The 25787-nt window shown below is 62.4% G+C and carries 21 protein-coding genes and 1 pseudogene; 19 read left to right on the top strand and 3 right to left on the bottom strand.

Going from position 1 to position 25787, the window contains the following annotated elements; translation table 11 throughout:
- Nucleotides 1-53 precede the first annotated feature (53 nt).
- Genes ACVOL0_RS03520 through murJ form a run of 11 tightly spaced genes read left to right on the top strand, consistent with a single transcriptional unit; the run spans nt 54 to nt 13662 of the window.
- Nucleotides 54-1508, top strand: a complete 1455-nt coding sequence (locus tag ACVOL0_RS03520; protein ID WP_481547921.1) for an undecaprenyl-phosphate glucose phosphotransferase — start codon at nt 54-56, stop codon at nt 1506-1508.
- On the top strand, nt 1508-2434 hold the full coding sequence (locus tag ACVOL0_RS03515) for a glycosyltransferase family 2 protein (protein WP_481547920.1): 927 nt from the start codon (nt 1508-1510) through the stop codon (nt 2432-2434). Before ACVOL0_RS03520 ends, ACVOL0_RS03515 begins: the two co-directional genes overlap by 1 nt.
- Nucleotides 2431-3216, top strand: coding sequence for a polysaccharide biosynthesis/export family protein (locus tag ACVOL0_RS03510; protein ID WP_481547919.1), 786 nt, complete (start codon nt 2431-2433; stop codon nt 3214-3216). Before ACVOL0_RS03515 ends, ACVOL0_RS03510 begins: the two co-directional genes overlap by 4 nt.
- Nucleotides 3213-5195 (top strand): GumC family protein, encoded by a 1983-nt coding sequence (locus ACVOL0_RS03505; RefSeq protein ID WP_481547918.1) that lies wholly within the window; start codon nt 3213-3215, stop codon nt 5193-5195. The genes ACVOL0_RS03510 and ACVOL0_RS03505 overlap by 4 nt, the downstream gene beginning before the upstream one ends.
- Entirely contained in the window at nt 5196-6362 is a 1167-nt protein-coding gene (locus tag ACVOL0_RS03500; protein ID WP_481547917.1) for a glycosyltransferase, read from the top strand.
- Nucleotides 6359-7708 (top strand): beta-galactosidase, encoded by a 1350-nt coding sequence (locus ACVOL0_RS03495; protein WP_481547916.1) that lies wholly within the window; start codon nt 6359-6361, stop codon nt 7706-7708. The genes ACVOL0_RS03500 and ACVOL0_RS03495 overlap by 4 nt, the downstream gene beginning before the upstream one ends.
- Entirely contained in the window at nt 7708-8910 is a 1203-nt protein-coding gene (locus ACVOL0_RS03490; protein WP_481544346.1) for a glycosyltransferase family 4 protein, read from the top strand. The genes ACVOL0_RS03495 and ACVOL0_RS03490 overlap by 1 nt, the downstream gene beginning before the upstream one ends.
- Nucleotides 8901-10004, top strand: coding sequence for a glycosyltransferase family 4 protein (locus tag ACVOL0_RS03485; RefSeq protein WP_481547915.1), 1104 nt, complete (start codon nt 8901-8903; stop codon nt 10002-10004). The genes ACVOL0_RS03490 and ACVOL0_RS03485 overlap by 10 nt, the downstream gene beginning before the upstream one ends.
- Nucleotides 10001-11398, top strand: a complete 1398-nt coding sequence (locus ACVOL0_RS03480) for an O-antigen ligase family protein (protein WP_481547914.1) — start codon at nt 10001-10003, stop codon at nt 11396-11398. Before ACVOL0_RS03485 ends, ACVOL0_RS03480 begins: the two co-directional genes overlap by 4 nt.
- Nucleotides 11395-12216, top strand: coding sequence for an acyltransferase (locus tag ACVOL0_RS03475; protein ID WP_481547913.1), 822 nt, complete (start codon nt 11395-11397; stop codon nt 12214-12216). Before ACVOL0_RS03480 ends, ACVOL0_RS03475 begins: the two co-directional genes overlap by 4 nt.
- Before the next feature lie 3 nt (nt 12217-12219).
- On the top strand, nt 12220-13662 hold the full coding sequence (murJ, locus tag ACVOL0_RS03470; RefSeq protein ID WP_481547912.1) for a murein biosynthesis integral membrane protein MurJ: 1443 nt from the start codon (nt 12220-12222) through the stop codon (nt 13660-13662).
- A gap of 181 nt (nt 13663-13843) precedes the next feature.
- Here murJ and ACVOL0_RS03465 read toward each other — a convergent pair whose 3' ends face one another.
- Nucleotides 13844-14206 (bottom strand): hypothetical protein, encoded by a 363-nt coding sequence (locus ACVOL0_RS03465; RefSeq protein ID WP_481544351.1) that lies wholly within the window; start codon nt 14204-14206, stop codon nt 13844-13846.
- A gap of 423 nt (nt 14207-14629) precedes the next feature.
- Between ACVOL0_RS03465 and ACVOL0_RS03460 the strand changes: the two genes are divergently transcribed.
- From ACVOL0_RS03460 to ACVOL0_RS03425, 8 genes and pseudogenes are all read left to right on the top strand, one after another.
- Nucleotides 14630-15169 carry a fimbrial protein gene (locus ACVOL0_RS03460; RefSeq protein WP_481544352.1) on the top strand — a complete coding sequence of 180 codons (540 nt, stop codon included), beginning with the start codon at nt 14630-14632 and terminating at the stop codon, nt 15167-15169.
- A gap of 77 nt (nt 15170-15246) precedes the next feature.
- Nucleotides 15247-15381: a hypothetical protein gene (locus ACVOL0_RS03455; protein WP_481547911.1), complete on the top strand. Its 135-nt coding sequence runs from the start codon at nt 15247-15249 to the stop codon at nt 15379-15381.
- A gap of 12 nt (nt 15382-15393) precedes the next feature.
- Nucleotides 15394-15678 (top strand): annotated as a pseudogene (locus tag ACVOL0_RS03450) (fimbria/pilus periplasmic chaperone); the annotation flags it as partial.
- A gap of 9 nt (nt 15679-15687) precedes the next feature.
- Complete coding sequence (locus ACVOL0_RS03445; protein WP_481547937.1) at nt 15688-15969, top strand: fimbrial biogenesis chaperone; 282 nt, start codon at nt 15688-15690, stop codon at nt 15967-15969.
- A gap of 112 nt (nt 15970-16081) precedes the next feature.
- On the top strand, nt 16082-18703 hold the full coding sequence (locus tag ACVOL0_RS03440) for a fimbria/pilus outer membrane usher protein (protein ID WP_481547910.1): 2622 nt from the start codon (nt 16082-16084) through the stop codon (nt 18701-18703).
- On the top strand, nt 18694-19740 hold the full coding sequence (locus ACVOL0_RS03435) for a fimbrial protein (RefSeq protein WP_481547909.1): 1047 nt from the start codon (nt 18694-18696) through the stop codon (nt 19738-19740). The genes ACVOL0_RS03440 and ACVOL0_RS03435 overlap by 10 nt, the downstream gene beginning before the upstream one ends.
- A 712-nt stretch (nt 19741-20452) precedes the next feature.
- On the top strand, nt 20453-21484 hold the full coding sequence (locus ACVOL0_RS03430; RefSeq protein WP_481547936.1) for a fimbrial protein: 1032 nt from the start codon (nt 20453-20455) through the stop codon (nt 21482-21484).
- A 280-nt stretch (nt 21485-21764) separates the two neighbouring features.
- Nucleotides 21765-22454 (top strand): DUF3667 domain-containing protein, encoded by a 690-nt coding sequence (locus tag ACVOL0_RS03425; RefSeq protein ID WP_481544355.1) that lies wholly within the window; start codon nt 21765-21767, stop codon nt 22452-22454.
- 33 nt (nt 22455-22487) lie between these two features.
- On the opposite strand, the gene ACVOL0_RS03420 is transcribed toward ACVOL0_RS03425, so the two are convergent.
- Together ACVOL0_RS03420 and ettA are read right to left on the bottom strand one after the other, a co-directional pair.
- Nucleotides 22488-23804 (bottom strand): NCS2 family permease, encoded by a 1317-nt coding sequence (locus ACVOL0_RS03420; RefSeq protein WP_282266305.1) that lies wholly within the window; start codon nt 23802-23804, stop codon nt 22488-22490.
- A gap of 257 nt (nt 23805-24061) precedes the next feature.
- Complete coding sequence (gene ettA / locus ACVOL0_RS03415) at nt 24062-25726, bottom strand: energy-dependent translational throttle protein EttA (RefSeq protein ID WP_282266307.1); 1665 nt, start codon at nt 25724-25726, stop codon at nt 24062-24064.
- Nucleotides 25727-25787 lie beyond the last annotated feature (61 nt).

Genomic DNA, 25787 nt, shown 5'->3' with positions numbered 1-25787 from the left:
GCGGTTGCCTCGGTTTGTGTGGGTGTGTGCCTGTTTTGTTCGCATCAGCACAGGTGTCTGACGTCGTAATGCGCTTACCGTTTTCAGATGCATTGTTCGCAAATACCCGCCCTGTAGTGATGCGCTGGTCGCGTCTGATGGCGCGTATTTTCCACTTCTGCGCCGCGGTCTCGCCCGCGGCGCTGGTGCTGTTGCTTATGGGGGTCCACGACAGCAGTTTGATCCGCACCTACGGGGTGCTGGCCTTGCTGGCGGGCCTGCTGACCATTCTGGTGTTCACCGCGTTCGGCATGTACGGGCGGGAGATGTTCAGCAATCGGGTGCTGATCCGCTCCACCATCGTTGCCTGGTCGGCCAGCTTCGGCCTGGTGCTGATGCTGCATACCGTGTTCCGGGTGATCGCCTACCTGCCAATCAAGATGGCGCTGCTCTGGTACCTGACGACCTTGTTGTTGCTGGTACTTGGGCGGTTGCTGATGCTGGCGTTCTTCCAGCGGCGGATCCGCGACGGCCACTTCGTTGGCCGCTCGGTGATCCTGGGGGCGACCGAGAACGGCAGCCGGCTCGCCCAGCACATGCAGCAGAACGTGGACATCGCCAGCGGCCTGCTGGGATTCATCGATGACCGCAGCCCGGACCGGATCGCCTCGCACCTGCGGCCGCAGCTGATCGGCAATTTCGCATTGCTTGAGCAGCTGATCCGCAACAACGAGGTGGATCAGGTGTTGATGGCACTGCCAGCGGTGGCCGAAGGCCGCAATCACCACTATGTGGAACTGCTGAGGAAGATGCCGGTACAGGTATTCCTGGTGCCGGAGATGCAGGCCTTCAACTTCGCGCTGCCGCGTGTCGCGGATATTTCCGACGTGCCGATGCTGGTGGTCTCGGAGCCGCCTTTGAAAGGCTGGGCGCCAGCCTACAAGCGGGCCGAGGATGTCGTGCTGGCAAGCCTGGCCTTGTTGCTGCTGTCGCCGTTGATGCTGCTGGTGGCCGTCGCCATTAAGCTGGATTCGCGCGGCCCGGTGCTGTTCCGGCAGCGTCGCTATGGTTACAACCATCAGTTGATCGAGGTCTACAAGTTCCGCTCGATGTTCCATGATCAACGTGACATGGATGCGCAGACCCAGACGCGCGCTGGAGATCCGCGGGTGACGCGGATCGGGCGTTTCATCCGCAAGAGCAGCATCGATGAGTTGCCGCAGCTGTTCAACGTGCTGGCGGGCAGCATGTCGATGGTCGGGCCGCGCCCACATGCCACCGCCACCAAGGCAGCCGACATCCTGTTCGAGGAGGCCGTCGCCAACTATGTGGCGCGGCACAAGGTGAAGCCTGGCATCACCGGTCTGGCGCAGGTGCATGGCTACCGTGGCGAGACCGATACCGTTGAAAAGCTGCAGAAGCGCGTCGAGTACGACCTGGCCTATATCGAGAACTGGTCGCTTGGGCTGGATGCCTTCATCCTGCTGCGCACCTTGCCGGCCGTGTTGTCGATGAAGGCGGCGTACTGATGACCAAACCGCGTGTTGCCCTGATCATTCCGGTACGCAACGGTGAAGCGCATATGGCGCGGATGCTGCCGGCGCTGCGCGCGCAGTCGCTGCAGCCGGACGAGCTGCTGATCATCGACAGTGCCTCCACCGATGGAAGTGTCGTGCGCTGGCGTGAGTTCGGTGCGCGGGTGGTGGAGATCGATCCAACGACGTTCAATCATGGCGGCACGCGGCGCCTTGCGGCCAGTCTGGTCAACGCCGACGTGCTGATCTACATGACCCAGGATGCGATACCGGTGCCGCCGGATGCGCTGCAGGCACTGGTCGATGGCGTGTATGCCGCTGACGACGTGGCGGTGGCCTATGGGCGGCAGATTCCGCACCCGGAGGCAGGCATCCTGGCCCGGCATGCGCGTGCTTTCAACTATCCGCCGCAGGGCCGCATCAAGCGCAGTGGCGACGCCGCCGAGCTCGGCATCAAGACCTGTTTCAGTTCCGATGCATTCTGTGCCTACCGTGCCGATGTGCTGGCCGAGGTGGGTGGGTTTCCGGCGGATGTGATCGGCACCGAGGACACCCATGTCGCCGCACGCGTGCTGCTGGCGGGTTGGGCGGTCAACTATGTGGCTGCTGCCGAGGCCTGGCATTCGCACGACTACAGCATCGTCGAAGAGCTGCGCCGCTACTTCGACATCGGCGTGTTCTATTCGCGCGAGCGCTGGATACGCGAGCGCTTTGGTGGTGCGGGCGGCGAAGGTGGTCGCTTCGTGCGCTCCGAGCTGCGCGCGCTGCGCCAGGCCGGCGCGGTCACTGCACTACCCGGTGCGTTGTTGCGCACCGCTGCAAAGTTCATTGGTTATCGTCTGGGGCACATGGAGCGGCATCTGCCGCTGCGCCTGAAACGACGTATTGGAATGTTTACCGGCTATTGGAGGCAATCATGAAGTCCCTGCGATTGGCGCTGCCGGCGCTGCTTACCCTGTTGTTCACCGCCTGCGCGATGTCCAACGTAGTCCAGCTGCCCACCGGCAAGGTGGTGCGTGAGCGCCAGATCAGCAATTTCAGCCCGGATCAGCTACCCAAGCCGGTGCTCAAGGTACATACCGGCGATGTGCTGCGGATCGTGCGCGACGCGCAGACGCCCGCCGAGAAGGATGAGGCAACGCTGTACCGGGTCAGGCCCGACGGCAACATCGCCTATCCGTTCATCGGCATCGTCAAGGCTGGCGGACGGACCCCGGAAGCCATCGGTGAAGAGCTGACCCAGCGACTGGATGCGATTTACCGCGAGCCACGGGTGACCATCAATATCGCTGAAGCGCCCGGTAGCCGCGTCTATGTTGGCGGTGCCGTGCGCAACCCGGGCACCTTCGACCTGATGTCGGCGGTGACCGTGCCACAGGCCATCACCGCCACCGGTGGCGTGCTACCAACCGCCGACAGCCATCATGTGGCGCTGGTGCGGCAGGATGATGAAGGCGTGCAGCAGGTCTATTTCTTCGACTATGCCGCCTTGCTCAGTCCTGCCACCAACGGCCAGCCGGGCGTCCAGCTGCAGCGCGGTGACCTGGTGTTCGTGCCCAGCTCGCGGATCGGCAATGCGATCCAGCGCGTGGACATGTACGTCGGCCAGCTGCTGATGTTCCGTGGTTTCGGCGCATCGGCCAATTACCAGATAAACGAGCCGTCCTACCGGATCAATACGCCAGAGGTAACCGTGCCGTGATCGAAGTCCGTAGCCTTCGCGACGCGCTGCGTCTGCTGTTTATTTTCGCCCGCGAGTTTCGCCTGACCTTGATGGTCACGATCGCCGTGGTGGTGGCCGGTGCCTTCCTGCTGCCCAATCGCTTCGTCTCCGATGCGCGCCTGCTGGTCAAGCCAACGCAGAGTGCCAGCGTGCAGTTGCCAGTGCAGCCGGGCCCGGAATCGGGCTTCGTGCAGCAGAGCCCGCAGCGTGATCCGCTGCTGGATGAGGAGAAGATGGCGACCAGTGCGCCGGTCATGCTGAGGGTCGCCAAGGCCTATCTGGCGATGTCATCGGTACCGCCGCAGGGCGGCTGGGCGCGCTTCAAGTTCCATATGGGCAAGGCCGCGGCCTGGTGCAAGGAAGTCGTGCGTGATGTGTTCGTCGGCGTGGGTCTGATGGACAAGGCGCCGCCGGAGGACCGCCTTGCTGCACGGCTGGCAAAGCGTCTGGCGGTAAGCCACGATCCGGGCTCGAACGTGATGGAAATGCGCGTGACCTGGGGTGACCCGCATGTCGCGCAGGGCATCTCGCAGGCTTGGGTGGACGCTTATTTCGATGAGCGCGCCAATGCCGCTGGCGGCGATGCGCTGTTTGATTTCTACCAGCAGCAGAACACCGAGCTCAACGACACCATCATCAAGCTGAAACAGCAGCTGCGTGATCGCCTGCGTGTCATCGATGCCACCAGCGTCGAACAGCGCATCGAGGACGTGACCGACCAGCTGCAGAAGCTGTACCGTCATCGCCGCGAGCTGCAGGCCGAGCGCGAGGCGCTGCTCGGCATTCTCGGTGCGGCCGGCCGGCAGTTGCCTGCTGTCGCAGGCGAGGTGGTGACCGAGCGCGAAATCAGCCTGAATCCTGCCCGCGAAGACCTGAAGCTGAAGTTGAACGGACTCAAGCAGCAGCGCCTGGATCTGCTGCGCAACTTCAAGGAAGGTGCGCCGCCGGTACGTGCGTTGGATGAGAGTATTGCCGGACTGGAAGCGGAGATCGCAGCGGTCAATGACAATGTGGTGCGTTCGCGCAATGTCGCGCCCAATGCCCTGGGTACCCGCCTGCGCCAGGACATGCAGGATGCGCGTATCAATGTCGCCAAGATCGATGCCAACATCGCCGAGATCGATGAGCAGCTCAAGCAGCTGCAGGCCTCGCGCGAAGAAGTGATGGCGGCCGAGCCATCGCTGTCGCGCCTTAGCCTGGAGCTTGGCTCGGCCGAAAAAACCTTCGCCCAGTATTCGGACTACCTGCTGCGTGCGCGCGTGATCCGTGACTTGAACCGCAATCGCCTCAGCAATGTGGCGCTGGTCGGTGAGTCGAGCTTCACCCCGTCGCGCGTGTTCCCGAAGAGCATGTTGATGCTGCTGCTGACCATTCCGGTGGCGTTGGCCGTGGCCTTGGTGGTGGTGTTCCTGCTGTACCTGATGGACCAGCGCATCCACGACGGCGGTCGCATCGAGAAAACCTTCAACGTGCCCCTGCTGGCCACGGTGCCGGAGATCGAGCGCGACCAGGACGCCTCGCAGCCGCTGCGGGCAGCCTTGTACCGCATCTATTGCCGCCTGCCGCTGGAGCAGATTGCCGAGCATGGCCTGTCGGTGGGCCTGACCTCGGGCCGCTCCGGCGAAGGTGTGAGCTTCATTGCTTCGCGTCTGGCCATCGTGCTCAGGCAGCAGGGCTATACCGTGCGCGAGGGCGCACTGCCGGCGCAGCCCGGCGAAATGGTGATCGTGCAGGCGCCGCCATTGAGTGATGAGCATGCGCTGATTGCCTTGCGTGGCTGCGATCGCATCATTCTGGTGGTGCAGGCGCGCAGCACCACGGTGCCGGCGGTGGAAAATGCCCTGGCGTTGCTGCGCGATGCCTTGGGGCGTGTCGACGGCATCGTGCTCAATCGTCGCGTTTTCGAAATCCCGGCCAGGTTCTGGAAGCCGATCAGTCGTTGGCTCGGAGCGTACTGAGTGAAGCTTGCGCTGCTCGCGCCGCTGCCGCCGTTGCAGAACGGCATCGCCGACTATGCGCAGGCATGGATGGAGGCGCTGCATGGTGCTGGCGTTGATGTGCGGGTACCACCGCAGCGCGCAGACGGTGCCTGGGACACGAGTGATGCAGCGTTCTGGCGGGACGTGGACATCGCCCATGCGCAGCTGGGCGGCGGACGTGGACCCGAGTTCCTCGCCTTGGAGCAATTGCGTGCGCGCTGGCCACAACTGGCGACCAGCGCAACCGTGCATGACCCGGAGCGGCTGGTATGGCGGTCGCCGGACCCTGCGCAGGGGCTGGCCCGCCGCATAGCGACCTGGCCGCGCCCCTTGCCGCAGCTGCTGGCACTGGCACAGGACCGACGCACGCTGGCGCGCGAGCGCAGTTTGGCTGCTGGTCTGGATGCAATGGTGGCGTTGACCCGTACCGGTGGCAGCTGTCTGGTTGAGCGGATGCAGGTTGCGCCAGACAAGGTGCATTTCATCGCGCATGGCAATCCGGCATTCGCCGCTGCCACATTGCCGGAAGGCGAGGTCGTGAAGTTGCTGTATTTCGGCTTCATCTATCCGGGCAAGGGAATCGAGGACCTGTTCGATGCCTTGGCCGCGGTTTTTCGCCAGCGGCCACAGGCGCGGCTTGCAGTGACCATGGCGGGTGGATCGGCGCCGGAGCTGGCGTTTGGCAGCCGTGGCAACTACCTGTCGCAGCTGCGAGCGAGCGCTGCCGAACTAGGTATCGCGGATCGCATCGAGTGGCAGCTCGACCTGCCCGCCAGCGGCATCCTGGACTGCGTGCAGGCCCATCACGCGATGGTGCTGCCGTATCGCGATTCAAAGAAGCTCGCCTTGCTCGGCCGGATGCGCGGCACCAGCGGCGCGCTGTCCTGGGCCAACGCCAGCGGGCGCGGGGTGATTGCCTCGGACGCACGCGCGTTTGCCGAAGAAGTGTCTTACGGCAACGGCGTGGTGTATGCGCAGGGGCAGAGCCACGCCTTGGCCGAACGCATTGTCAGCCTGCTGGATGAGCCGTCATTGGCGCACAGCTGGGCGACAGCGGCGTCCGCGCTGGGCGCGCAACGCCAGTGGGCGACAATTGCCAGCGAGTTTGCGGCACTGTTTACATCGGTTGTGGAGCGTAAGCGATGAAAGGACCAGGCATGTTCAAGGCGCGGCTGCTGCGGGTACTGGCGTCAGCCGTGCTGGTCGGTTCGCTGCTGTGGGGCGTTATTGCCTGCGCCAAGGGCGAACGCGCGGCTCTGGAGCTGGTGCCGCCGCGACCGCTGGTATGGGCTGATTATCTCGGTGTGAATGCACACTTCCTGTGGTTCGAGCCTACCCAGTACCGCAAGCAGATGGATCAGTTGCAGGCCTTGGGCCTGCAGTGGGTAAGGGTGGACCTGCATTGGGACACCATCGAACCGCGCCAAGGCCAGTTCCGTTGGGACGTGCTGGATCCCTTGATGGCGGAAATGGAGCGCCGTGGTCTCAAGGCCGAGGTGTATCTGGTCGGATCGGCGCCGCATGCCACCTCAGCGCCAGCCGGCAGTCCGAACCCGGACCAATACCCGCCGAAGGATCCGAACCTCTACGCGCGCGCCTTGGTGCAGCTGGCGCAGCGCTATCCCAAGGTTGTTGCCTGGCAGGTGTGGAACGAGCCCAACCTGCCGGCATTCTGGCAACCACGCGAGGATCCCGCCGCCTACGGCCAGCTGCTGCTGACCAGCGTGGAGGCGATGCGCCGCGAGGCGCCAGGTCGCAAGATCGTGTTGGGTGGCATGGGCTACTTCAGCCAGATGCCGACCCGTGGTGGCGCGCTGATGGTTGAAGCATTGGCCAAGGGCGGCTTGTTCTCGCTGGACGTGATTACCGCCTATCACCCGTACTCCTTGTATCCGGAAGGCGACGACGCGCATGCGATGGACTTCGTACAGCGTGCCCGGCAAGGCAATGCATCACTGCGTGCCGCCGGTGCGCGAGACATCTGGGCCGACGAATGGGGTTGGTCCAGCTATGCCGGCCCCAAGGAAGAGCAGCCCATCATCGGCGCACAGGGGCAGGCCGACTTCGTGACCCGGCGCCTGGCGCTGATGAGTGCGCTGGATTACGACAAGATTTTCCTGTTCGCCCTGAGTGACCTGGACCAGCGCGCAGGTGCGCGTGATCGCCGCTATGGGCTGCTGGACGAAGCCGCTGCAGCCAAGCCGGTGTACAGCGCGGTGCAACGTCTGTTGCAGATCACGGGGCCGCGTCTGGTGCCTGGCAAGGCACCGGTGTTTACCGGTAACACGCCGGGCATGATCAGCATTGGCTGGCAGCGCCCGGACGGCCGTCGACTTTGGTTGTTCTGGGGCGCGCAACCCGGGCAGGTCCAGGTCAATGGCCTCAAGCAGGCGGTGCTGCACGATGTGCTGAGCGGCGCGCACAAGGAGATCGGCAGCGGCGATGCAGTCAATGTGCCGGTATCGACGTCGCTGTCGGTATTGGAGTGGTGATGCGACCGCTGCGCATTCTGTGGATCCTGCCTTACCTGCCGTGGCCGACCACCAGCGGCGGCAAGCTGCGCCAATACCATCTGTTGCGTTGCCTGGCCGCGCGCGGCCATCGCATCACCTTGTTGGTGCAAAGCAAGGTACCGCTGGATGCTGCCACCCAGGCGCAGCTGGAGCCATTGCTGGAAGAGCTGATCGTGCTGCAGCGGCGGCCGCTGCGCTCCCTGAAGACGATGCTCGCTGGACTGCTGTCGCCGGCACCGCTGCTGGCGTCGGTGAATGGTCATGCACCTGCCTTCAGCAGTACCTTGCAGCAGCTGTTGCAGCAAACCTGGGATGTCGTGCAGCTCGAGCATTCCTATATGTATGAGCCGTGCCGGGGACCGCTGCAGCAGCACGCGCGCGGCTTCCTGCTCAGTGAGCACAACGTCGAGTCCACGCTTGCCGAGGTGACTTACAGCCGCCTGCCTGCGGTGTTCAGGCCCTTGGCGCGGCTGGACCGTTGGCGCTACCAGCGTTGGGAACGTCAGGTCGTAGGTGCTGCACGCAAGGTAGTGGCCTTGACCGAGGACGATGCCAAGGTGCTGGCCGCCTACAGCCAGCAGCCCATCGCCGTGGTCGTCAATGGCACCGATACCGAAGCGTTCGCCGAGGTGGTGGCCGATCCTGCCGCAGGGCGGATTCTGTTCGTCGGCAACTTCGAGTACGCGCCCAATATCGATGCGGTGGAGTGGCTGCTGGACGAGATCATGCCGGCGATCTGGGCGGCTGCGCCGCAGACGCGGCTATGCCTGTGTGGTTACGCATTGCCGACGCAATGGGCAGAACGTTGGCCCGATGCGCGTATCGAGTGGCAGGGCTTCGTGCCCAGCCTGCAGCCGGTGCAGGCCAAGAGCAGCCTGTTCCTGGCCGCGCTGCGTGATGGCGGCGGTTCCAAACTCAAGGTGTTGGAGGCGATGGCGGCGGGCTTGCCCGTGGTCGCCACAGCACAGGCGGTATCCGGGCTGGACGTTCAACGGGGCACGCACTATCAGGGCGGGGCGGATGCTGGCGCATTGATTGCAGCCGCGCTGCAGTTGTTGGCCGATCCGCAGTTGGCGCGGGCCACCGGTGAGGCTGGCCGTGACTACGTGCGTGCGCAACATGATTGGCAGCGCTCCGCGGACCAGTTGGAGGCGGTGTACGCCGAGCTGACATGCGCATAGGCATCGATTACCGGCCGGTCACCGCCGCGCCGCATTCGGGCATTGCCCGTCAGGTGTTGGCGCTTGAGCAGGCGCTGTTGTCGGAGGGCTGTGAACTGGTGCGCTTCAGCATGGCGCCGGATGGGCACCCGCACCGGCAGCTGGCGATCTGTCCGCCTGCGTCGGTGGCTAGCAATGGCCTGCATCGTCCGCGTACGCGTATCGCCTTCGAGCTGGGTTTCCTGCCGGATGCGTTGCGCCAGCAGGGCATCGAACTGTACATCGCCACCGCCAACAGCGGCTTGCCGCTGCGCCGTCCAGCGACGCTGCGCAGGCAGGTGCTGTTGCTGCACGATGTTTTCCAGCTGACCTTGCCCGGTCGCCACGCCAGTTGGTTGCACGGGCGCGTCTATGGCGCAATGGACCGCTTCATGATTGGGCACGCGGTACGTGCCGCCGATGCGATCTGGACGCCGTCGCAGTTCAGCGCCACCGAGCTTGCACGGCTGTACCCGCGTGCGAGCACGCGGACCTCGGTGTTGCCCAACGCGGTGTTGCCGCTGGCGGCACCCAGTTCAGCAACCGATCCAGGCTTGCCTGCACGTTATTGGCTGGTGGTCGGCACCCGCGAGCCGCGCAAGAACATTCCGTTCCTGCTGCAACAGTGGCAGGCGCTGCGCGAGGAAGGTAATGCGCTGCCGGATCTCGTTTTGATAGGTGATCGCGCTGATGTAAGCGCGGAGCTGGCTGGTCTGCCCGGACTGCATTGGCGCAGTGGCTTGAGTGATGCGCAGTTGTCGCGGCTCTACCACGACGCCGAACGTCTGCTGCATCCTGCGACCGCGGAAGGATTTGGCTTGCCGGTGATCGAAGCATTGGGGTGTGGCACGCCGGTTGCGGTTGCCACCGGCAGCGCGCTGGATGAGATAACTCCGACGCAGTCGCTGCGCTTCGATCCGCGCGATGCCACTTCGTTGCGCGAAGCGCTGCTGGCAGCGGCAGCGGGGCGCGGTGCTCAGGAAACACGCGAGGCCTTGATCACCGCAGCACAGCGCTACGGCGCTGGACCGTACCGGCAGCGGGTGGCGCAACTGCTGCAGGAGGCGTCGCGATGAGGCTCGGCACGACCATCGCGGTGCTGTGCGGTCTGCTCTTCGGCAGCCTGCTGCTGTTCCTGCCGCCATCCAAATTCTTCGTGTTGCTGGTTGGCCTGCCAGCTGCACTGGTGGTTCTGCGCTGGCCGGTGGTCGGGCTGTCGCTGTTTGCGCTTGCGGCGACCTTCATGCCGTTCAGTACGTTGCAGGTGGGTTTTCGTTTCACCGTGGCCGAGGCCATGCTCGGGTTGACCTGGGCCGGGGTTGCGTTGCAGTTGTTCTTCCAGCGGCTGGAGCGGCCGCAGTGGGGCAGCGTCGAGCGCGGAATGCTGCTGCTGATGGCGTTCAGCGTGCTGCCGTTCGTGGTGGGTCAGGTCACGATCGTGGCCGACGGCAACGGTCCGGTGAACTGGGTGCGCTGGTTGGCCAACCTGTCATTGCTATTGCTGGCCCCACTGATGCTGTCGCAGGAAAAGCAGCGCGAGCAGCTGGTGGTGATGCTGCTGCTGGGCAATCTTGCGATGCTGTTGTTGTCGCTGGGGATGTTCGTCAAATCACGCAGCGCACTGGACATGATCCCGGTGCTGGAGAAGCTGCGCTACGCGCACCCGGAAGCCTTGCTGGACATCTTCAGTGCCGAGAACGCGCGCCTCGGTTCGCCGTGGGTACACCCGAACCTGACCGGCGGTGCGATGGCGATGTTCGTGCCACTTGCCGCGTTCTACGGGCTCTACCAACACGGTTGGCGGCGCGTGCTTGGCGCATCGGTGGCCGTGCTCGGTGCCGCGGCGCTGCTGCTGAGCAGTTCGCGTGGTGCCATCCTCGCTATCGGCGTGGTGCTGCTATGGCTGTCCTGGTTGCGGGTGCCGTATGCGCGGGCAATGGTGATGGCTGGGATCATTCTCGGCGGCGTATTGGCCGTGACCTATGCGCCGCTGCAGGACCGTCTGGCGACGATGTTCTCATCCGACAACGCAAGTACCGAGGTGCGCGTGGATGAGTACAAGCGTTTCCCCGAGGCGGTGGCGCGCTATCCGTTGGGTATAGGCTTCCGTACCGAGCCGCCGGTGCCGGGCAGCGGCTTGCTCGGCATCTCCAACCTGTGGCTGTACTACATGTACAAGCTGGGCTTGATCGGCATGCTGCTGTACTGCGTGGTGACCTGGCGCTGGTGGCGGCAGGTGCGGCCGCAGGGCAAGGTGCTCAACATCGACCGCCGCAACGGCTTGTGGATGGGCTGTACCACCGCGCTGGTCGCCGCCTTGCTGACAGGTCTGATTGATCACTACTACAGTTTCACCATGGTGCTGGTGGCCTTGTTCTGGCTGGTGATGGGGCTGGGGCTGCAGAGCGCGGCCGCCGTCCCACCCGGCGCAGAGGGTCGGCCCTTATCGAGTTCGAGGAAGCAGCAATGAGGCATCGTATTTTTCATTCCGTCGACCTGCGCTCGCGGCTTGGCGACTACGCTGCGCGCATGGGCGTGGAACCGGCCGCGTTGACCGAGGCCTATGAGTGGCTGTTGGCCAACGAAGGCGCGTTCGAGGAGAGCAGCGGCGATCAGGTACGGGTATCGATCTGCTCGGTGGACATCGAGTGGCGCCTCGAGCATCCACTCGGGAAGCGGCTCTACCACCAGCTGAAGACCGAGTTGCCGACCAAGCTGGTACCGCGCTACGGCATCAACTGGACGACGTTCAAGGATCGCAGCCTGCGCCTGTGGGAGCAGATCTACAACATCGCCATCAACAAGGTGCCGTTCCATTGGGTGCGCCTGACCTGGTTGCGCATCGGCGGCGCAAAGATTGGTGAGGGCTCCACCATCTGGCGCAACACCGAGGTACTGGGCATGGACAGCCTGGTGATCGGCAAGGACAGCGTGATTGCCTGGCATTGCCAGATCGATGCGCGTGCGGGTCTGCGTATTGGCGACCACGTCGCGATTGCATCGCACGTGCTGATCATCGCCGGGACGCATGATCTGACCGCGCCGGAATTCTGGTCGGTGTCGGCCCCGATCGTGATTGAGGATTATGTGTGGATCGCCAGCCGTGCGCTGGTTGCGCACGGTGCGCACCTGGGACGCGGTTGTGTGATCACCGCCAATACCGTGGTGGCCAAGGAAGTTCCGCCTTACAAGATCATCGGCGGCACCGGCGCAAAGCCCATGGGCGAACGCCCGCACAACCTGTCCTATCGGGTGGGTGGCAAGAACATCCTGACCCTGCTGCACTGAGCCATGTTCCGCGCCACGCTCTGGTTGACCTTGGTGACGGTGGCCGGGCTCGCGCTCGGCTTCGGCCGCGAATGGCTGTTGGTTGATGCCTGGGGCGCAGGTGCGCGCAGTGATGGTTTCCTGGTCGCGTTGTTCCTGCCCGAAGCCATCCGCATGACGCTGGCTGCAGGCCTGTTGTCGTCCGCCGCGTTGCCGCTGTACCAGCAGTTGGAAGGTCCGCGGCAACCCGCATGGGTGTCCACGCAGATGCTGGGTCTGCTGCTGGTGGGCGCGCTGATCACGATTGCGCTGGCTGCAGGCGCGGGCATCTGGGTCCGCTTGATCGGACCTGGCCTGGCGACGGGCGTGCAGCATACGGCCGCGTCCAGCCTGTTGATTCTGTCCTGCGTGGTGCCGATGCTGCTGGTGCATGCATTGGCAGCAGCGATAGGGCAGGCCCAGCAACGCTTCCTGGTGGCTGGTCTGGGTTCGTTTCTGTACAACCTGCCGGCGGTGCTGTTGCTGTTGATGCAGCGCTCGGCAACCAATGAACGCGATCTGGCCTGGGCCTTTGTTGCTGGTGCGGTGTTGATGCTGCTCTCGGTGCTGCCGCTGCTGTGGCGCGGTGGCTGGCGGCCGTGGCGTTGGTACTGGCAGCAAGCCGATGCGTACGGCTTGTACAGTCGGCTTGGGCCGTTGCTCGCCAGTGCAGGTGCCAGCCAAGGACTGGTCTTGCTGGAGCGCATTTGTGCCTCGTTCCTGGGCGAAGGCGCGATCACGCTGGTCAATCTGGCGCGCAAGCTGGTCAACCTGCCGCTGGTCGCACTGATGAGCCTCAATCAAGTGGTGCTGGCGCGCATGGCGCAGCTGGGCGAAGACGAGGCCGCTCGACGCAACGCACTACGTCTCGGGCTGCTGGTGACGGCTACCCTGACCATTCCCGCCGCGGCCGGCATGATTGCCAGCGCGCCATCGCTGGTGAAGCTGTTGCTGCCTGCCGGCATGGAGCAGGGCGCGTTGCCGATGTTGCTGGCGTGGTTTGCCTGCGTGATTGTATTTGGCGCGTGGAATGCGTTGCTCGCACGCTACGCTTATGCGATTGGCAACACCGTGTTGCCGATGCGCTACGAATTGATGGGCAGTGGTCTCAATGCGCTGGTGTTGTTGCTGGTGCCCGCGGTCACCGGCATCGCGGGCATCGCTTGGGCAGCGCTGGCCGGCTGCCTGCTCACGGCCTGTCTGTTCCTGCGGCGCTACGCGCTGCTGGCCGATCCCTTGATGTCGCGCCTTCCCATTGTGGCTGTGGTTGCGCTGAGTGGAGCGATGGCGTTGTGCAAGTTCGCGCCGGGCATCTGGACGCAGATGATTGTTGCGTCGATGTATGCGCTCGGGTGGTTGCTGTTGTTGGCTGTCTGGAGTGTGCGGGCGGCTCGAGTCCAGGATGCAGCGCGTGTGTCCGCAGCGTGACCCCGCGAGTTAACGCCAGGGCCTGTGGTATAGCCCGATTTCAGGATCCACGCATCGCTGCGCGTCGAATGATGGGCCCGGGTCGCCGATCTCGGTGAATGCAGCTCAAGTGTCGGATGATGGTGGTTGACTGCACCGGAACCGGGCAGGCCTTCAAGCCTGCCGGTTGCCGTCGGGGATGTCACGGATAGGTGACCACCACCAGATAGCCTGCTTTTGCCGATTGCCCGGGGCGAGTCTGCAATGCATAGCTCTGGGAAAAAACGCGCTCGGGAGCTTCGCCTGGATGCGCCGAAAGGCCTGCCTGCTTGTGGTAGGCGGCCAACGTGATGACATCGCCGGTTGCCAGGGTGGATACCTGCAGCTGCGCGCCTTGCGCAGACATCGGGCAGGTATCCAGGTTCAGTTGTTGCTGATCGCGCACCAGCCCAATGTTGCAGCCCGAATCAACTATGCGTCCCACGAAGCGAATGGTGCCTTGACTTGCGTTGGTTGCCGAAGTGATCGAAAGCAACGCCGCACTTAGCAGGAGAGAACGAATCATGGCCGTACTCCGCGTTTGGGAGCTTCAGTAGGCGCCTGTGGGAAGCAGAGCAGAAGAGGCAACATTCCGTTCTGCTCGCGGACATCACGCGTGTTGAGTGATCACGATCAAGTCGCTCCAAATCCACCGCAGCTTGAATTTCTGGCTGATCAACTGTGCTGGATGGAATCCGGGTACACGAGATCCCCCGCATGTGCTGCATGTGCAAGCGTCATGCGAAGGGCTGTTGCAGATTTGATTGGAATGGCTAATTGGCAATTTATGTGGAGAGCGTCACATTTGTTCCTGATAACTTCTCGTCCAGTTCTCGAACAGCAGCTGTCGAGTTCTGATCGGGAAGCGAGTCAAGGACTGAGTGTTGCTTCGTTGAACTCCTTGCTTGCCCCGGACCCACTTCCACTCAATCAGAGCAAGGTAATCGCAATGCGCAACGTCAACATCATCGCAGTACTCGTACTGGCCGCAGTCCCGTTCGTCGCCAGCGCCGCCGACGGCACCATTACTTTCAATGGTGAAATCACCGACAAGACCTGCACCGTTTCCACGCCGCAGGGCAAGGACTTCACCGTGACACTGCCGACTGTTGGCGCCAATGCGCTGGCCGCCAGTGGTCAGGTTGCCGGCCGCACGCCGTTCTCGATCAGTCTGACCCAATGCGATTCCGGCAATGTGGCGACCTACTTCGAGCCGGGTGCCACCATCGATGCCAGTAGCGGTCGTTTGAACAACACCGCAACCGCCAACGCAGCAACCCAGGTGCAGCTGCAGCTGCTGGGCAGCAACAATCTTGCGCTGCCGATCACGGCGGCAGGTGCCGGCCAGCCGCAGACCAATTCGCAATGGGTCACTGTTGCTGCGGACGGCTCGGCAAACCTGAACTACGCGGTTGAGTACTACGCGCAAGGTGCGGCGACCCCGGGTGAAGTCACCAGCAGCGTGAAGTACACGATCATCTACAACTGATTGCAGTTGTCGGGACCCTCGGCCGGCAATACGCCTGGTCGAGGGAATCTGTTCCGCGCAAGAAAGCAGTGGCTGCGATGAAATCACATTTCCCCAAAGCACTGCTGGGCGCGGTGTTGATGGTGTCGTTCTGCCCGCCGACCCTGGCGGGCGTGGTAATCAGCGGGACACGGGTGATCTACCCTGAGCAGGTGCGGGAAATCACAGTGTAGGTAAACAATGTCGGCGAGGCGCCTTCGTTGGTGCAAAGCTGGATCGACAGCGGCAATCCCGAGCAGACGGCGGAGAACAGCGATGCTCCATTCTTGCTGACGCCGCCTATCGCGCGTGTCGAGGCGGGCCGCAGTCAGGCGTTGCGGGTGATCTTCACCGGCGCCGACCTGCCGAAGGATCGCGAGTCGCTGTTTTGGTTGAACGTACTGGATGTCGCTCCATCGCCGAAAGAGTCCGGTGAAGAGCAGAACTATCTGCAGGTGGCTTTCCGCTCGCGGATCAAGCTGTTCTATCGCCCCAAAGGGTTGCCGGATACCGCCAACGATGCGCCGCCGAAGCTGCTCTGGAGCTGGTCGGGCGGAAAGCTGCGCGCAGAGAATCCAACGCCCTACCACGTGACGTTGGCGGAGGTGCATGCGGTCAACGCCAACGCAGACAGACTGATTGAAGAGAAAGGAAAGATGGTCGGCCCCAACCAGCAATTGCTGCTGGATGCCAATGGCCCCGTCGACAAGGTGCGCTTCATCACCATCAACGACTACGGCGGAAGGGTAGAGAACAGCGCCATCGTAGTGGCTGGTCCCTGAGTGGAAGCTCGATGGATTGAGCGTGTTCGCGGTTGCGATCGTTTTGAAGGAAGCCGGTGTGATTGAGAGCAGGTTGTCATCATCAATTCGGAGGTCAGTTGTCGATGCAGCAGTGGGCAAGGGCCGATTGCTGCCGATCTTCCTTATTTCGGTGGGCGCGGCGCTGCCGTTGCATGCATGGGCGGCGCCAGCACCTGCTCCTGAGCCCAACGGCAATCTCGGCGAGCAGGCGTTGTTGGTAAGCGGTGGCCCGGCCAGGCCAGCTGCTCCCGAAGTTGCGCAGTTCGACTCCAACTTTCTTTCCGGTTCTGGTACCAAGGTCGATCTGTCCGCCTTCAGCAATGGCAATCCGATGGTGGCGGGTGACTATCGTGTGGATATCTATGTAAACGGCAGTTGGAAGGGACGCCGCGACCTGCCGTTCCGCGCCAATGGACAGGGCGAGGTTGGCGCCTGCCTGGACATCGCGCTGCTTGAGGAGCTTGGGGTGGACACCGAGCAACTGAAGGCGGTCGATGCCAATACCAGCATCAACACGGCAGCTTCCTGCTTCCAGGTACAGGAGCGCATGCCCAATGCATTCGGCATCTATGACAGTGGCAATCTGCGCTATGACTTGAGCATCCCGCAGGTCAACCTGCGCCGGGAGGCACGCGGCTATGTGAATCCGGCGCTATGGGACCGCGGCATCAATGCAGGCTTCGTTGGCTACAGTTTCAATATGGTGGATGGGCAGACCCGTGGTGTGGTGAGTCAGCGCAATCGGAGTGCCTATCTTGGGCTGAACCTGGGGTTGAACCTGGGGTTGAACCTGGGTGGATGGCAGTTTCGGCAGGACTCCAACCTGACCTGGAACGAGGGTGCGGGTAGCCATTGGCAGCGTATTGCAACCTATGCCCAGCGGGGATTCGCAGGGGTTGGGGGGGCGCTCACCGTTGGTGAGGCCTACACCAGTGGTGAGTTGTTTGATTCAGTTGGTTATCGCGGTGTCAGCTTGGCCACCGACGATCGCATGCTGCCTGATTCGCTGCGTGGCTACGCGCCAGTGATACGCGGTATCGCCGAGACCAACGCGCGTGTGGAGATTCGGCAGAACCAGCAGCTGATCTACTCCAGCACGGTATCACCAGGCAGTTTCGTCATCGATGACCTGTATCCAACCGGCTACGGCGGCGACCTTGACGTGAGTGTTGTCGAGGCCGACGGTCGCACTCGTTCCTTCAAGGTCCCGTTTGGTGCGGTCGCGCAGATGCTGCGCCCTGGGATGTCGCGTTACGCCTTCACGGTTGGCCAGGTGCGCAATGAGAATCTGCTGGATGAGCCCTGGTTGGCGCAGGGTACCTACCAACGGGGCATCGGCAATCGTCTGACCTTGTATGGCGGTGGCCTGTTGAGCCAGGACTATGCCGCGCTATTGTACGGAGCCGGTCTGGCAACGCCGGTAGGCGCATTGTCGTTTGACATGACGCATGCGCGTTCGCGCTTTCAGGAAGGCCAGGATAGGTGGGGCTCGAGCATGCGGCTGAGCTATAGCAACCTGATTGGTCCGTTGGGTACCAATGTGACGCTGGCTGCGTACCGGTATTCAACCCGTGGCTACTACAGCCTGCAGGATGCGTTGAACCATCGCGATGCAATTTCGCGTGGGTTCGACGCGCAGCGTTACGGACGGCAACGCAGTCAGTTCCAGTTGACCTTGAACCAGCCGCTGGCCAAAGGCTGGGGTGCACTGTATGTGACTGGGTCGGTACGGGATTTCTACGATATTGCAGGTACCAGCGTGCAGTACCAGGTGGGCTACAGCAACGCTTGGCGTGCGGTGAACTTTGGTTTCTCGGCGGTGCGTACCGAAGCAGGTCTGCCCGCGGTCCGCGATACCCAATATCTGCTCAGCGTGAGCATGCCATTGGGCAGGCGTGGTCGGTCGATGGCGTTCAATGCGGATATCGGCATGCGTAATGGCGGTGCCGGAAATCGCAGCAACGGCTACGAAAGCAGTCGCATCGGCATCAGTGGCTCGGCTGGCGCAGACCATAATATCGACTATGGACTGACCTTGACCGACAGTCGCAATGGCAGCAGCAGTGTGATGGCTTCGGCAGGCTATCGAGGCCGCTATGCGACCCTCAATGGCGCCTATGGATACTCCGACGACTTCCGCCAATTGTCGCTCAGTGCAAGTGGCAACGCGGTAGTGCATGGCGGTGGCGTTACCTTCGCTCCGTATCGCGGCGACACGATGGTGCTGGTGCATGCTCCCGGCGCTACCGACGCACGCTTGACCAATGCACTGGGATTGCGCGTGGATGGTCGCGGTTATGCCGTGGTGCCGTATGTATCGCCCTACCGGCTCAACGCCGTCACCCTTGATCCGGCGGAGATGTCACGTGATGTTGAACTGGAGTCCAGTAGCCAGTCGATAGCACCTTACGCGGGTGCTATCAGTTTGCTTCGATTCCAAACGCGTAGTGGCAGGGCACTGTTGATCAGTGTGCGCGGTGCTGCAGGGCAGTCGCTACCTTTGGGCGCTTCCGTAAAGGATGAGCAGGGGCAGCTGGTTGGCCTGGTCGGACAGGGCGGTCGTCTCTATGTGCGCAGTGAGGATGATAGCGGTCGGCTGCAGGTTGAATGGGGTTCGCAAGCCTCGCAGCGCTGTGTGTTTGACTATCAGGTGGCGCCCGTTTCTGGCGATGATCAGCTCGGAGTAACTTCAATGGAGACGGTATGTCGGTGATCCATCCATCGGTGCGCTTGTTTGCTGGTGCCGTGCTCGCAGTGCTAGGAGTGGCTTATTCCCAACATGCTTCGGCTAATTGCCGCGTCAATCCACTCGTAAGCTTCGCTGCGCAGAACATCGACATCAATCTAGGCGAAATTAGTGTTCCATCCAGCTTGCCGGTTGGGGGGGTAATTCTTTTGCGTAGCTTTAACATCAGTCCGAAGAGCGCGACTACTTTCATCTGCGACCCGTTTGGACCAAACAGCTCTTCATTGGCGATTTTCCAAGCTACTTCCAATGGCTACGTTTCAGGGGTGCCGGGGGGGCTTATCACCGCTGTCCCCGGGATTGGAATCAGAATAACGCAGACATTGACTGGTAATGGTGGCGGGTTGAGCTCGTCCTACTACCCTGCGGAGATATACTACCGGCCTGGGCAAATCTTGGGCATTCCAGCATCCACTGTGACCGTCGAATTGATTAAAACCAGTGCGGCTGTAGGTAGTGGCAAAATTGGAGGTGATGGGGTTTTTGTGGGGCAGGTGCTGAATAATGCAAGAACTCCTATGGTTACGCTGAACCTTCGCAACGGAGGTGCAATTATCAAGCCACCCACCTGCAAGGTTAGTGCTGGTAGCCAGAACATCGCTGTCAATTTCGGTCCCGTGTCGAGTAGTGCGTTCTCCGGAGTTGGGGCCATTGTCGCGAATCGCGACTTTAATATCGAGCTTGATTGTCAAAGCTCCAATGTAGCCAATTCCACGGTGGGAATTCGTGTGGATGCCCTTCGGGATGCATCCAATTTTCCGGGGGCGTTGGCGTTGGCTGTTTCTGCGGATGCAGCCAGCGGTATTGCGATTCAAGTGGTCCGCAGCGAAAGTCAGGGCGAGCAGCCTGTGCGTTTCGGAGAAAACATGGTACTCGCGACCGGTGTCATGAGTGCTGGGACACTGGTTCTGCCATTGCGTGCCCGTTATATCCAGACCCGGGCGGGTGCGGTGCTTCCTGGTAGAGCAGCAGGTTCGGCGACGTTTACGATCCAGTACAATTGAATTGTACCGCCTTGCCGATACGGGCCGAGTGGTTGTGTTGATGAAGTTTTCGATGTTGTTGTCGGGTCCGGGCTGATCCAGGGCATGTGTGTTTGCACAGCTGCTGCCGTTTGTTGGATAGTGTTCCGGGTTTCGTCTGTGTTTTTTTTGGCGGGCCGATGGCCCATGGAATCACCCGTTCGGGTTCGGTTGGTGCTTTGGCTCTGTATTATTTGCTTTGGTTTTAAAGCGTGGTGTCGTGCGTTCACTCCGACATCAGTGGTGTAGTCGATACGCCTGATTGCGTTCGATTCAACTAGCAAACGGAGGTGCTTGCCTATGTGCTTGGCTATGCCGATCAAGGTGCTGGCTGTCTGAATTGAATCGTTGGCTTTCCCTGCGGGAAAGTGGACGGGCGGTGCGGGGCGGCGTTCGTTCCATTGCAACACCGCTTGCTTCCGTGATTTTGACCTGACCTTCAACCACAGCTGACGCCACGCGTCGGATCGCACTGCAGTCAACTGCAGCCTGCGCTCGTACGGAAAACCTGTTGAGCATGTTCGGCCGCGCTGCATGTACAGCGGGCACGACGCAGGTATGTGCGAAACAAATCAGTCGACCTCTCGTCTGCGCGCTGCGCCAGGTGGTTGTCGTCTTTGACTTTGCGGCATCGCTTATCAACCGCCGGCCCAGTAGCTGCAGTGCTGCCGGCTTCCATAACGATGGAGGCAATATGTCATCGATTCATGAGCGTGCCTGCCTGTTGCGGGCAGCATTGCCTGGTGTTGTGTTGGCGTCGCTGGCGCCTGTGGTGCAGGCCGCTTGCTCGTTGAGCACCGGCATTTTCGTGCCGCAGGATGTGCAGATGGACATGGGGCAACTGGTGATACTACCGAGCTTGCCGGTGGGCGGGCTGATCAAGGAGTTGGTGGTGAATATCGATCAGCGTTCCAGTGTGGGCAGATGTACGGGAGCCAGCAGCGTCATCGGCATTTATAACAATGCGCGACAACAAACGCTGGTGCCGGGCTTGAGCAATGTTCGTGCGACTGATGTCGCCGGCATCGGGATTCGCGTCTATCGCGATTCCGGGCAGGTGCAAGCGTACTATCCACACGTACTCCCGGTGAATACCAACGGCGCGGTGGATCTTGCCGGTGGTTTCTTTCGCGTGGAGTTGATCAAGACGGCGCCAGTCACAGGTTCTGGCTTGATCGCTCCCAGCGGCAGATTCACGACCTATTACTTCGATGGAGATGGGGTCGGCAAGCCGGTGCTTGTATCGACGTTCAAGGGAGCGGGTACCACGGTGGTGAATCCAACATGCTCGGTGCAGGCGGGCAGCCGCAACATCGTCGTCGAGTTCGGGACAGTGCCTGCAAGCACATTTGCCGGCGTGGGGACGCGCGCTATCAATCGCGATTTCGATATCCGCCTGGACTGCCAGGGTAGCAATGTCGCGCAGTTCCAGAGCAGGATCGGGATCCGGCTGGATGCGTTGCAGGATGCATCCAATCTGCCGGGGGTGTTGCCGTTGAGTGCGATTGCGAACTCGGCTGCGGGTATAGGCATCGAGCTGGTCCAGCTCAGCGGCAATGCCGAGAAGGCGGTACGGTTTGCCGAGAACATCGAGCTGGGCTCCAGCGTGGCTGGTAGCAGTACCCTGAGCCTGCCCTTGCGTGCGCGTTACATCCAGACCCGGGTGGGTAGGGTGACTCCCGGCACGGCGAACGGTGCCGCGACGTTCACCATTCAGTACAACTAAGAAAGGGCAGGATCGGCTCTTGCCCTGGGGCAAGCGTCCCGTTCGTGGCCAGCGTCGAGATGGTGGTGGGCAACCCCAGGTAAGCGATACCGCAGCAAGGGGTGCTGGCTGTTCATCGCGGGGCGATGGCGGAGATTCTCCGCCTCGTTCTAGAATGCTGCCTTGCCATCAACGGGGGCGGTGCATGGGGATGCACGTCGACACCAGCTGTATCAATTGCGATCGCGTAGCCGGCGGTCCTGAGCAGAAGTATTGCCCGAACTGTGGGCAGCCAACGCCGGTGCATCGTATTGACTGGCATTTCCTGGGCCATGAACTGGAGCACAGCGTGCTGCATATGGACCGGGGCATCCTGTATTCGCTCAAGCAGCTGATGCTGCAGCCGGGCAAGTTGCTGCGCGATTACATCGAAGGGCGGCGTGGCAACCAGGTCAAGCCGCTGTTGCTGATCACGATGATGGCGGCGGCCGTGCTGTTGTTGAACCGGCTTATCACCGGCACAAGCATCCTGGACGGCGGTGCGTCTGAGGCAATGCTTTCAGGCCGAACATTGCCGGGCGAGGTGCTGCAGTTCATGGCTGCCAATCGGGCGGTTTCCGCCTGGGTCGAGTCGCACTTCGCGGCGTTCACGCTGATGCTACTGCCCATCGAAGCCATCGTTTTTCGTTTGGTCTTCAGCCGCTACAGCAAGCTGAATTATCCTGAGTGGCTGGTGATCACCACCTTGCTGACTGTACAGACCTTTGTCATCTGGTCGGTACTGATGGCGGTGCACCGGTGGGTGCCGTACACCCAGGTCATGGCGGGAGTGTTGGGCATGGCTTACAGCGTTGTGTCGCTGGTGCAGTTTTTCCAGGCGCGGCCGCTGTGGTCGACCATGTGGCGCAGCCTGTTGGCGCTGGGGTTGTTCTCGTTGATCAGCATGATGGCTGTGCTGGCTGCAACCGTGGTGGTGATGCGGGTGGGATAACCCGCTCACGTTTGGGTTGCGCAGCGCCAGCGATCACTCCAGCGCGTAGCGCAGCACAAACAAACCCGCCACCAACCAGACTGCTGGATGCACTTCGCGCCAGCGGCCGGTACCGGCCTTCAGCGCTGCGTAGGCGATGAAGCCGAACGCCAGTCCGTTGGCGATGGAGTAGGTGAAGGGCATCGCCAGCGCACAGAGGGCGGCTGGTACCGATTCGGTCAGGTCATCCCACTTCACTTCCACCAGCTCGCGCAGCATCAGCCCGGCGACGAACAGCAGCGCCGGCGCGGTGGCATAGGACGGCACCATCGCCGCCAGTGGCGAGAACAGCAGCGCGGCCAGGAACAGCGCGGCAACCACCAGCGCGGTCAGGCCGGTGCGGCCGCCGACCTGCACGCCGGAGGCGCTTTCGGCAAAGGCGGTGGTGGAGCTGGTGCCCAGCAGTGAGCCGGCGACAATCGCGCTGCTGTCGGCCAGCAATGCGCGGCTGAAGCGCTTCTTGCCATCTTCCAGCTTCAGCAGCCCGGCGCGGCCGAGTACGCCGTACAAGGTGCCGGTGGCATCGAATACTTCCACCAGCACGAACACCAGCACCACCTGCAGCAACACCGCCAGCGGCGCGCCGCCGTCGTGATGCAGCAGACCAGGCAGGTCCAGCTGCAGGAAGGTCGGGGCCAGGCTTGGCGGCAGCGAGACGATGCCCTGGTACTGCACCGAGCCGATCGCCCAGCCAATGCCGGTGACGGCGAGGATGCCGATCAGGATGGCGCCGCGCACCTTGCGCGCTTCCAGGATGGCGATCAGCAGGAAGCCGGCCAGGGCCAGCAGCGGCGGCGCGGTATTGAGCGGCCCGAGCGTGAGCATGGTGTCTTCATTGGCAACGATCACGTTCGACTTCTGCAACGCGATGATGGCCAGGAACAGACCAATGCCGGCGACGATTGCCGAGCGCAACGAGGCGGGAATACCGGCCACCAGCCAGGCGCGGATGCCGGTCAGTGAGAGGACCCAGAACACGATGCCGGAAATGAACACCGCCGCCAGCGCCTGCTGCCAGGGCAGCCCTGCAGCACCCACCACGGTGAAGGCGAAGAACGCATTCAAGCCCATGCCGGGTGCCATGCCGACCGGGTAATTGGCGGCCAATGCCATCACCGCCGAGCCAATTGCCGCCGCCAGACAGGTCGCCACGAACACCGCGCCCGGGTCCATGCCGGTGGTGCCGAGGATTTCCGGGTTGACGAAGACGATGTAGGACATCGTCAGGAAGGTGGTGATACCGGCCAGCACCTCGGTACGGACGCTGGTGCCGTGCTGTTGCAGTTTGAAGATTCGGTCTAGCAGGGACATGGGGAATTCCGACGGACAAGCGGCTTGCTGTCCCTTCTCCCGCCTGCGGGAGAAGGTGCCCCGAAGGGGCGGATGAGGGGTGCTTCACCCGCTCTTCAAGCCTTTTTGGCTAATGCAAGCGCTGTCGGTTTCCGCGCAGAACTTGCCCTCACCCCAACCCCTCTCCCGCAGGCGGGAGAGGGGCTCAAGCGGCGGTTGCGCGATCTGCGGGTACCGCCAAAAGCAGACGGCCGCACTGGGCGGCCGTCTGTCGGGTATTACTTCAGTGCCTTGAAACGCAGGCGCTTGGGACCGGCATCGTCACCGAGGCGACGCTTCTTGTCCTCTTCGTACTCGCGGTAGTTGCCCTGGAAGAACTCCACGTGCGAGTCACCTTCGAAGGCAATGATGTGCGTGGCGATGCGATCCAGGAACCAACGGTCATGCGAAATGACGAAGGTGTTGCCCGGGAACTCCAGTAATGCATCTTCCAGCGCACGCAGGGTTTCGATGTCCAGGTCGTTGGACGGTTCGTCGAGCAGCAGCACGTTGCCACCCTGCAGCAGGGTCTTGGCCATGTGCAGGCGGCCACGCTCACCACCGGACAGCGAGCCGACCAGCTTCTGCTGGTCCTGGCCCTTGAAGTTGAAGCGGCCGATGTAGGCACGCGACTGGATCTCGACACCGTTGATGTTGAGGATGTCCAGGCCGCCAGCGATTTCCTGGAACACGTTGTGGTTGCCGGTCAACGCATCGCGGCTCTGGTCGACGTAGGACAGCTTGACGGTCGGGCCAACCACGATCTCGCCCGAATCGGGCTTTTCCTGGCCGGTGATCATCTTGAACAGGGTCGACTTACCGGCACCGTTCGGGCCGATGATGCCGACGATGGCACCCGGCGGGATGATCATCGACAGGTTGTCGAACAGCAGGCGCTCGCCGAACTTCTTGGAGACGTTCTTGAACTCCATCACCGAGTTGCCCAGGCGCTCGCCCGGCGGGATGAAGATTTCATTGGTCTCGTTGCGCTTCTGGTAGTCAACGCTCTGCAGCTCTTCCAGGCGGGCCAGACGGGCCTTGCCCTTGGTGCGGCCACCCTTGGCGTTCTGGCGCGACCACTCCAGTTCCTTCTGGATTGCCTTCTGGCGGGCCTTTTCCTGGTTGTCTTCCTGCTTCAGGCGCTCGTCCTTCTGCATCAACCATTCGGTGTAGTTGCCCTTCCACGGAATGCCGCGACCGCGGTCCAGTTCCAGGATCCACTCGGCGGCGTTGTCCAGGAAGTAGCGATCATGGGTGACGGCCACCACGGTGCCGGTGTAGCGCGCCAGGAACTGCTCCAGCCATTCCACCGACTCGGCGTCGAGGTGGTTGGTCGGTTCGTCGAGCAGCAGCATGTCCGGCTTCTGCAGCAGCAGGCGGCACAGTGCCACGCGGCGCTTTTCACCGCCGGACAGGTTGCCGATCACCGCGTCCCACGGCGGCAGGCGCAGCGCATCGGCGGCCACGTCCAGCTGGTTCTCCAGCGTATGGGCATCGCCAGCGGCCAGGATGGCTTCCAGCCGTTCCTGTTCCTTTGCCAGTGCATCAAAGTCGGCGCCTTCCTCGGCATAGGCGTCGTAGATCTTGTCCAGCGCGGCCTGGGCCTGCAGCACTTCGCCCACGCCTTCCTCGACCGCTTCACGCACGGTCTGGGCCGGGTCCAGGCGCGGTTCCTGCTCCAGGTAGCCGACCTTGATGCCAGCCTGCGGGCGGGCCTCGCCCTCGAAATCGGTGTCCACGCCGGCCATGATCTTCAGCACGGTGGACTTGCCGGCGCCGTTCAGGCCCAGCAGGCCGATCTTGGCACCGGGGAAGAACGACAGCGAGATGTCCTTGATGATCTGCCGCTTGGGCGGGACCACCTTGCTGACGCGGTTCATGGTGTAGATGTATTGCGAGGACATGACGTCTCCGTAGCGCACGCCTGCGCCCGGTCCAGCGAGGACAGAGCCAAAGGCAAAAGGG

It is taken from the genome of Stenotrophomonas sp. STEN021 (genome assembly GCF_056760175.1).
Note: the sequence above shows the minus strand (reverse complement) of the source record. Positions and strands in the feature narration are given on the sequence as shown.

Bases quoted from the DNA above. Each gene is read 5' to 3' on its own strand.
- ACVOL0_RS03515 (WP_481547920.1), top strand. From the start codon at position 1,508: ATGACCAAACCGCGTGTTGCCCTGATCATTCCGGTACGCAACGGTGAA.
- ACVOL0_RS03510 (WP_481547919.1), top strand. From the start codon at position 2,431: ATGAAGTCCCTGCGATTGGCGCTGCCGGCGCTGCTTACCCTGTTGTTC.
- ACVOL0_RS03495 (WP_481547916.1), top strand. From the start codon at position 6,359: ATGAAAGGACCAGGCATGTTCAAGGCGCGGCTGCTGCGGGTACTGGCG.
- ACVOL0_RS03490 (WP_481544346.1), top strand. From the start codon at position 7,708: ATGCGACCGCTGCGCATTCTGTGGATCCTGCCTTACCTGCCGTGGCCG.
- ACVOL0_RS03485 (WP_481547915.1), top strand. From the start codon at position 8,901: ATGCGCATAGGCATCGATTACCGGCCGGTCACCGCCGCGCCGCATTCG.
- ACVOL0_RS03480 (WP_481547914.1), top strand. From the start codon at position 10,001: ATGAGGCTCGGCACGACCATCGCGGTGCTGTGCGGTCTGCTCTTCGGC.
- ACVOL0_RS03475 (WP_481547913.1), top strand. From the start codon at position 11,395: ATGAGGCATCGTATTTTTCATTCCGTCGACCTGCGCTCGCGGCTTGGC.
- murJ (WP_481547912.1), top strand. From the start codon at position 12,220: ATGTTCCGCGCCACGCTCTGGTTGACCTTGGTGACGGTGGCCGGGCTC.
- ACVOL0_RS03465 (WP_481544351.1), bottom strand. From the start codon at position 14,206: ATGATTCGTTCTCTCCTGCTAAGTGCGGCGTTGCTTTCGATCACTTCG.
- ACVOL0_RS03460 (WP_481544352.1), top strand. From the start codon at position 14,630: ATGCGCAACGTCAACATCATCGCAGTACTCGTACTGGCCGCAGTCCCG.
- ACVOL0_RS03455 (WP_481547911.1), top strand. From the start codon at position 15,247: ATGAAATCACATTTCCCCAAAGCACTGCTGGGCGCGGTGTTGATGGTG.
- ACVOL0_RS03435 (WP_481547909.1), top strand. From the start codon at position 18,694: ATGTCGGTGATCCATCCATCGGTGCGCTTGTTTGCTGGTGCCGTGCTC.
- ACVOL0_RS03430 (WP_481547936.1), top strand. From the start codon at position 20,453: ATGTCATCGATTCATGAGCGTGCCTGCCTGTTGCGGGCAGCATTGCCT.
- ACVOL0_RS03420 (WP_282266305.1), bottom strand. From the start codon at position 23,804: ATGTCCCTGCTAGACCGAATCTTCAAACTGCAACAGCACGGCACCAGC.
- ettA (WP_282266307.1), bottom strand. From the start codon at position 25,726: ATGTCCTCGCAATACATCTACACCATGAACCGCGTCAGCAAGGTGGTC.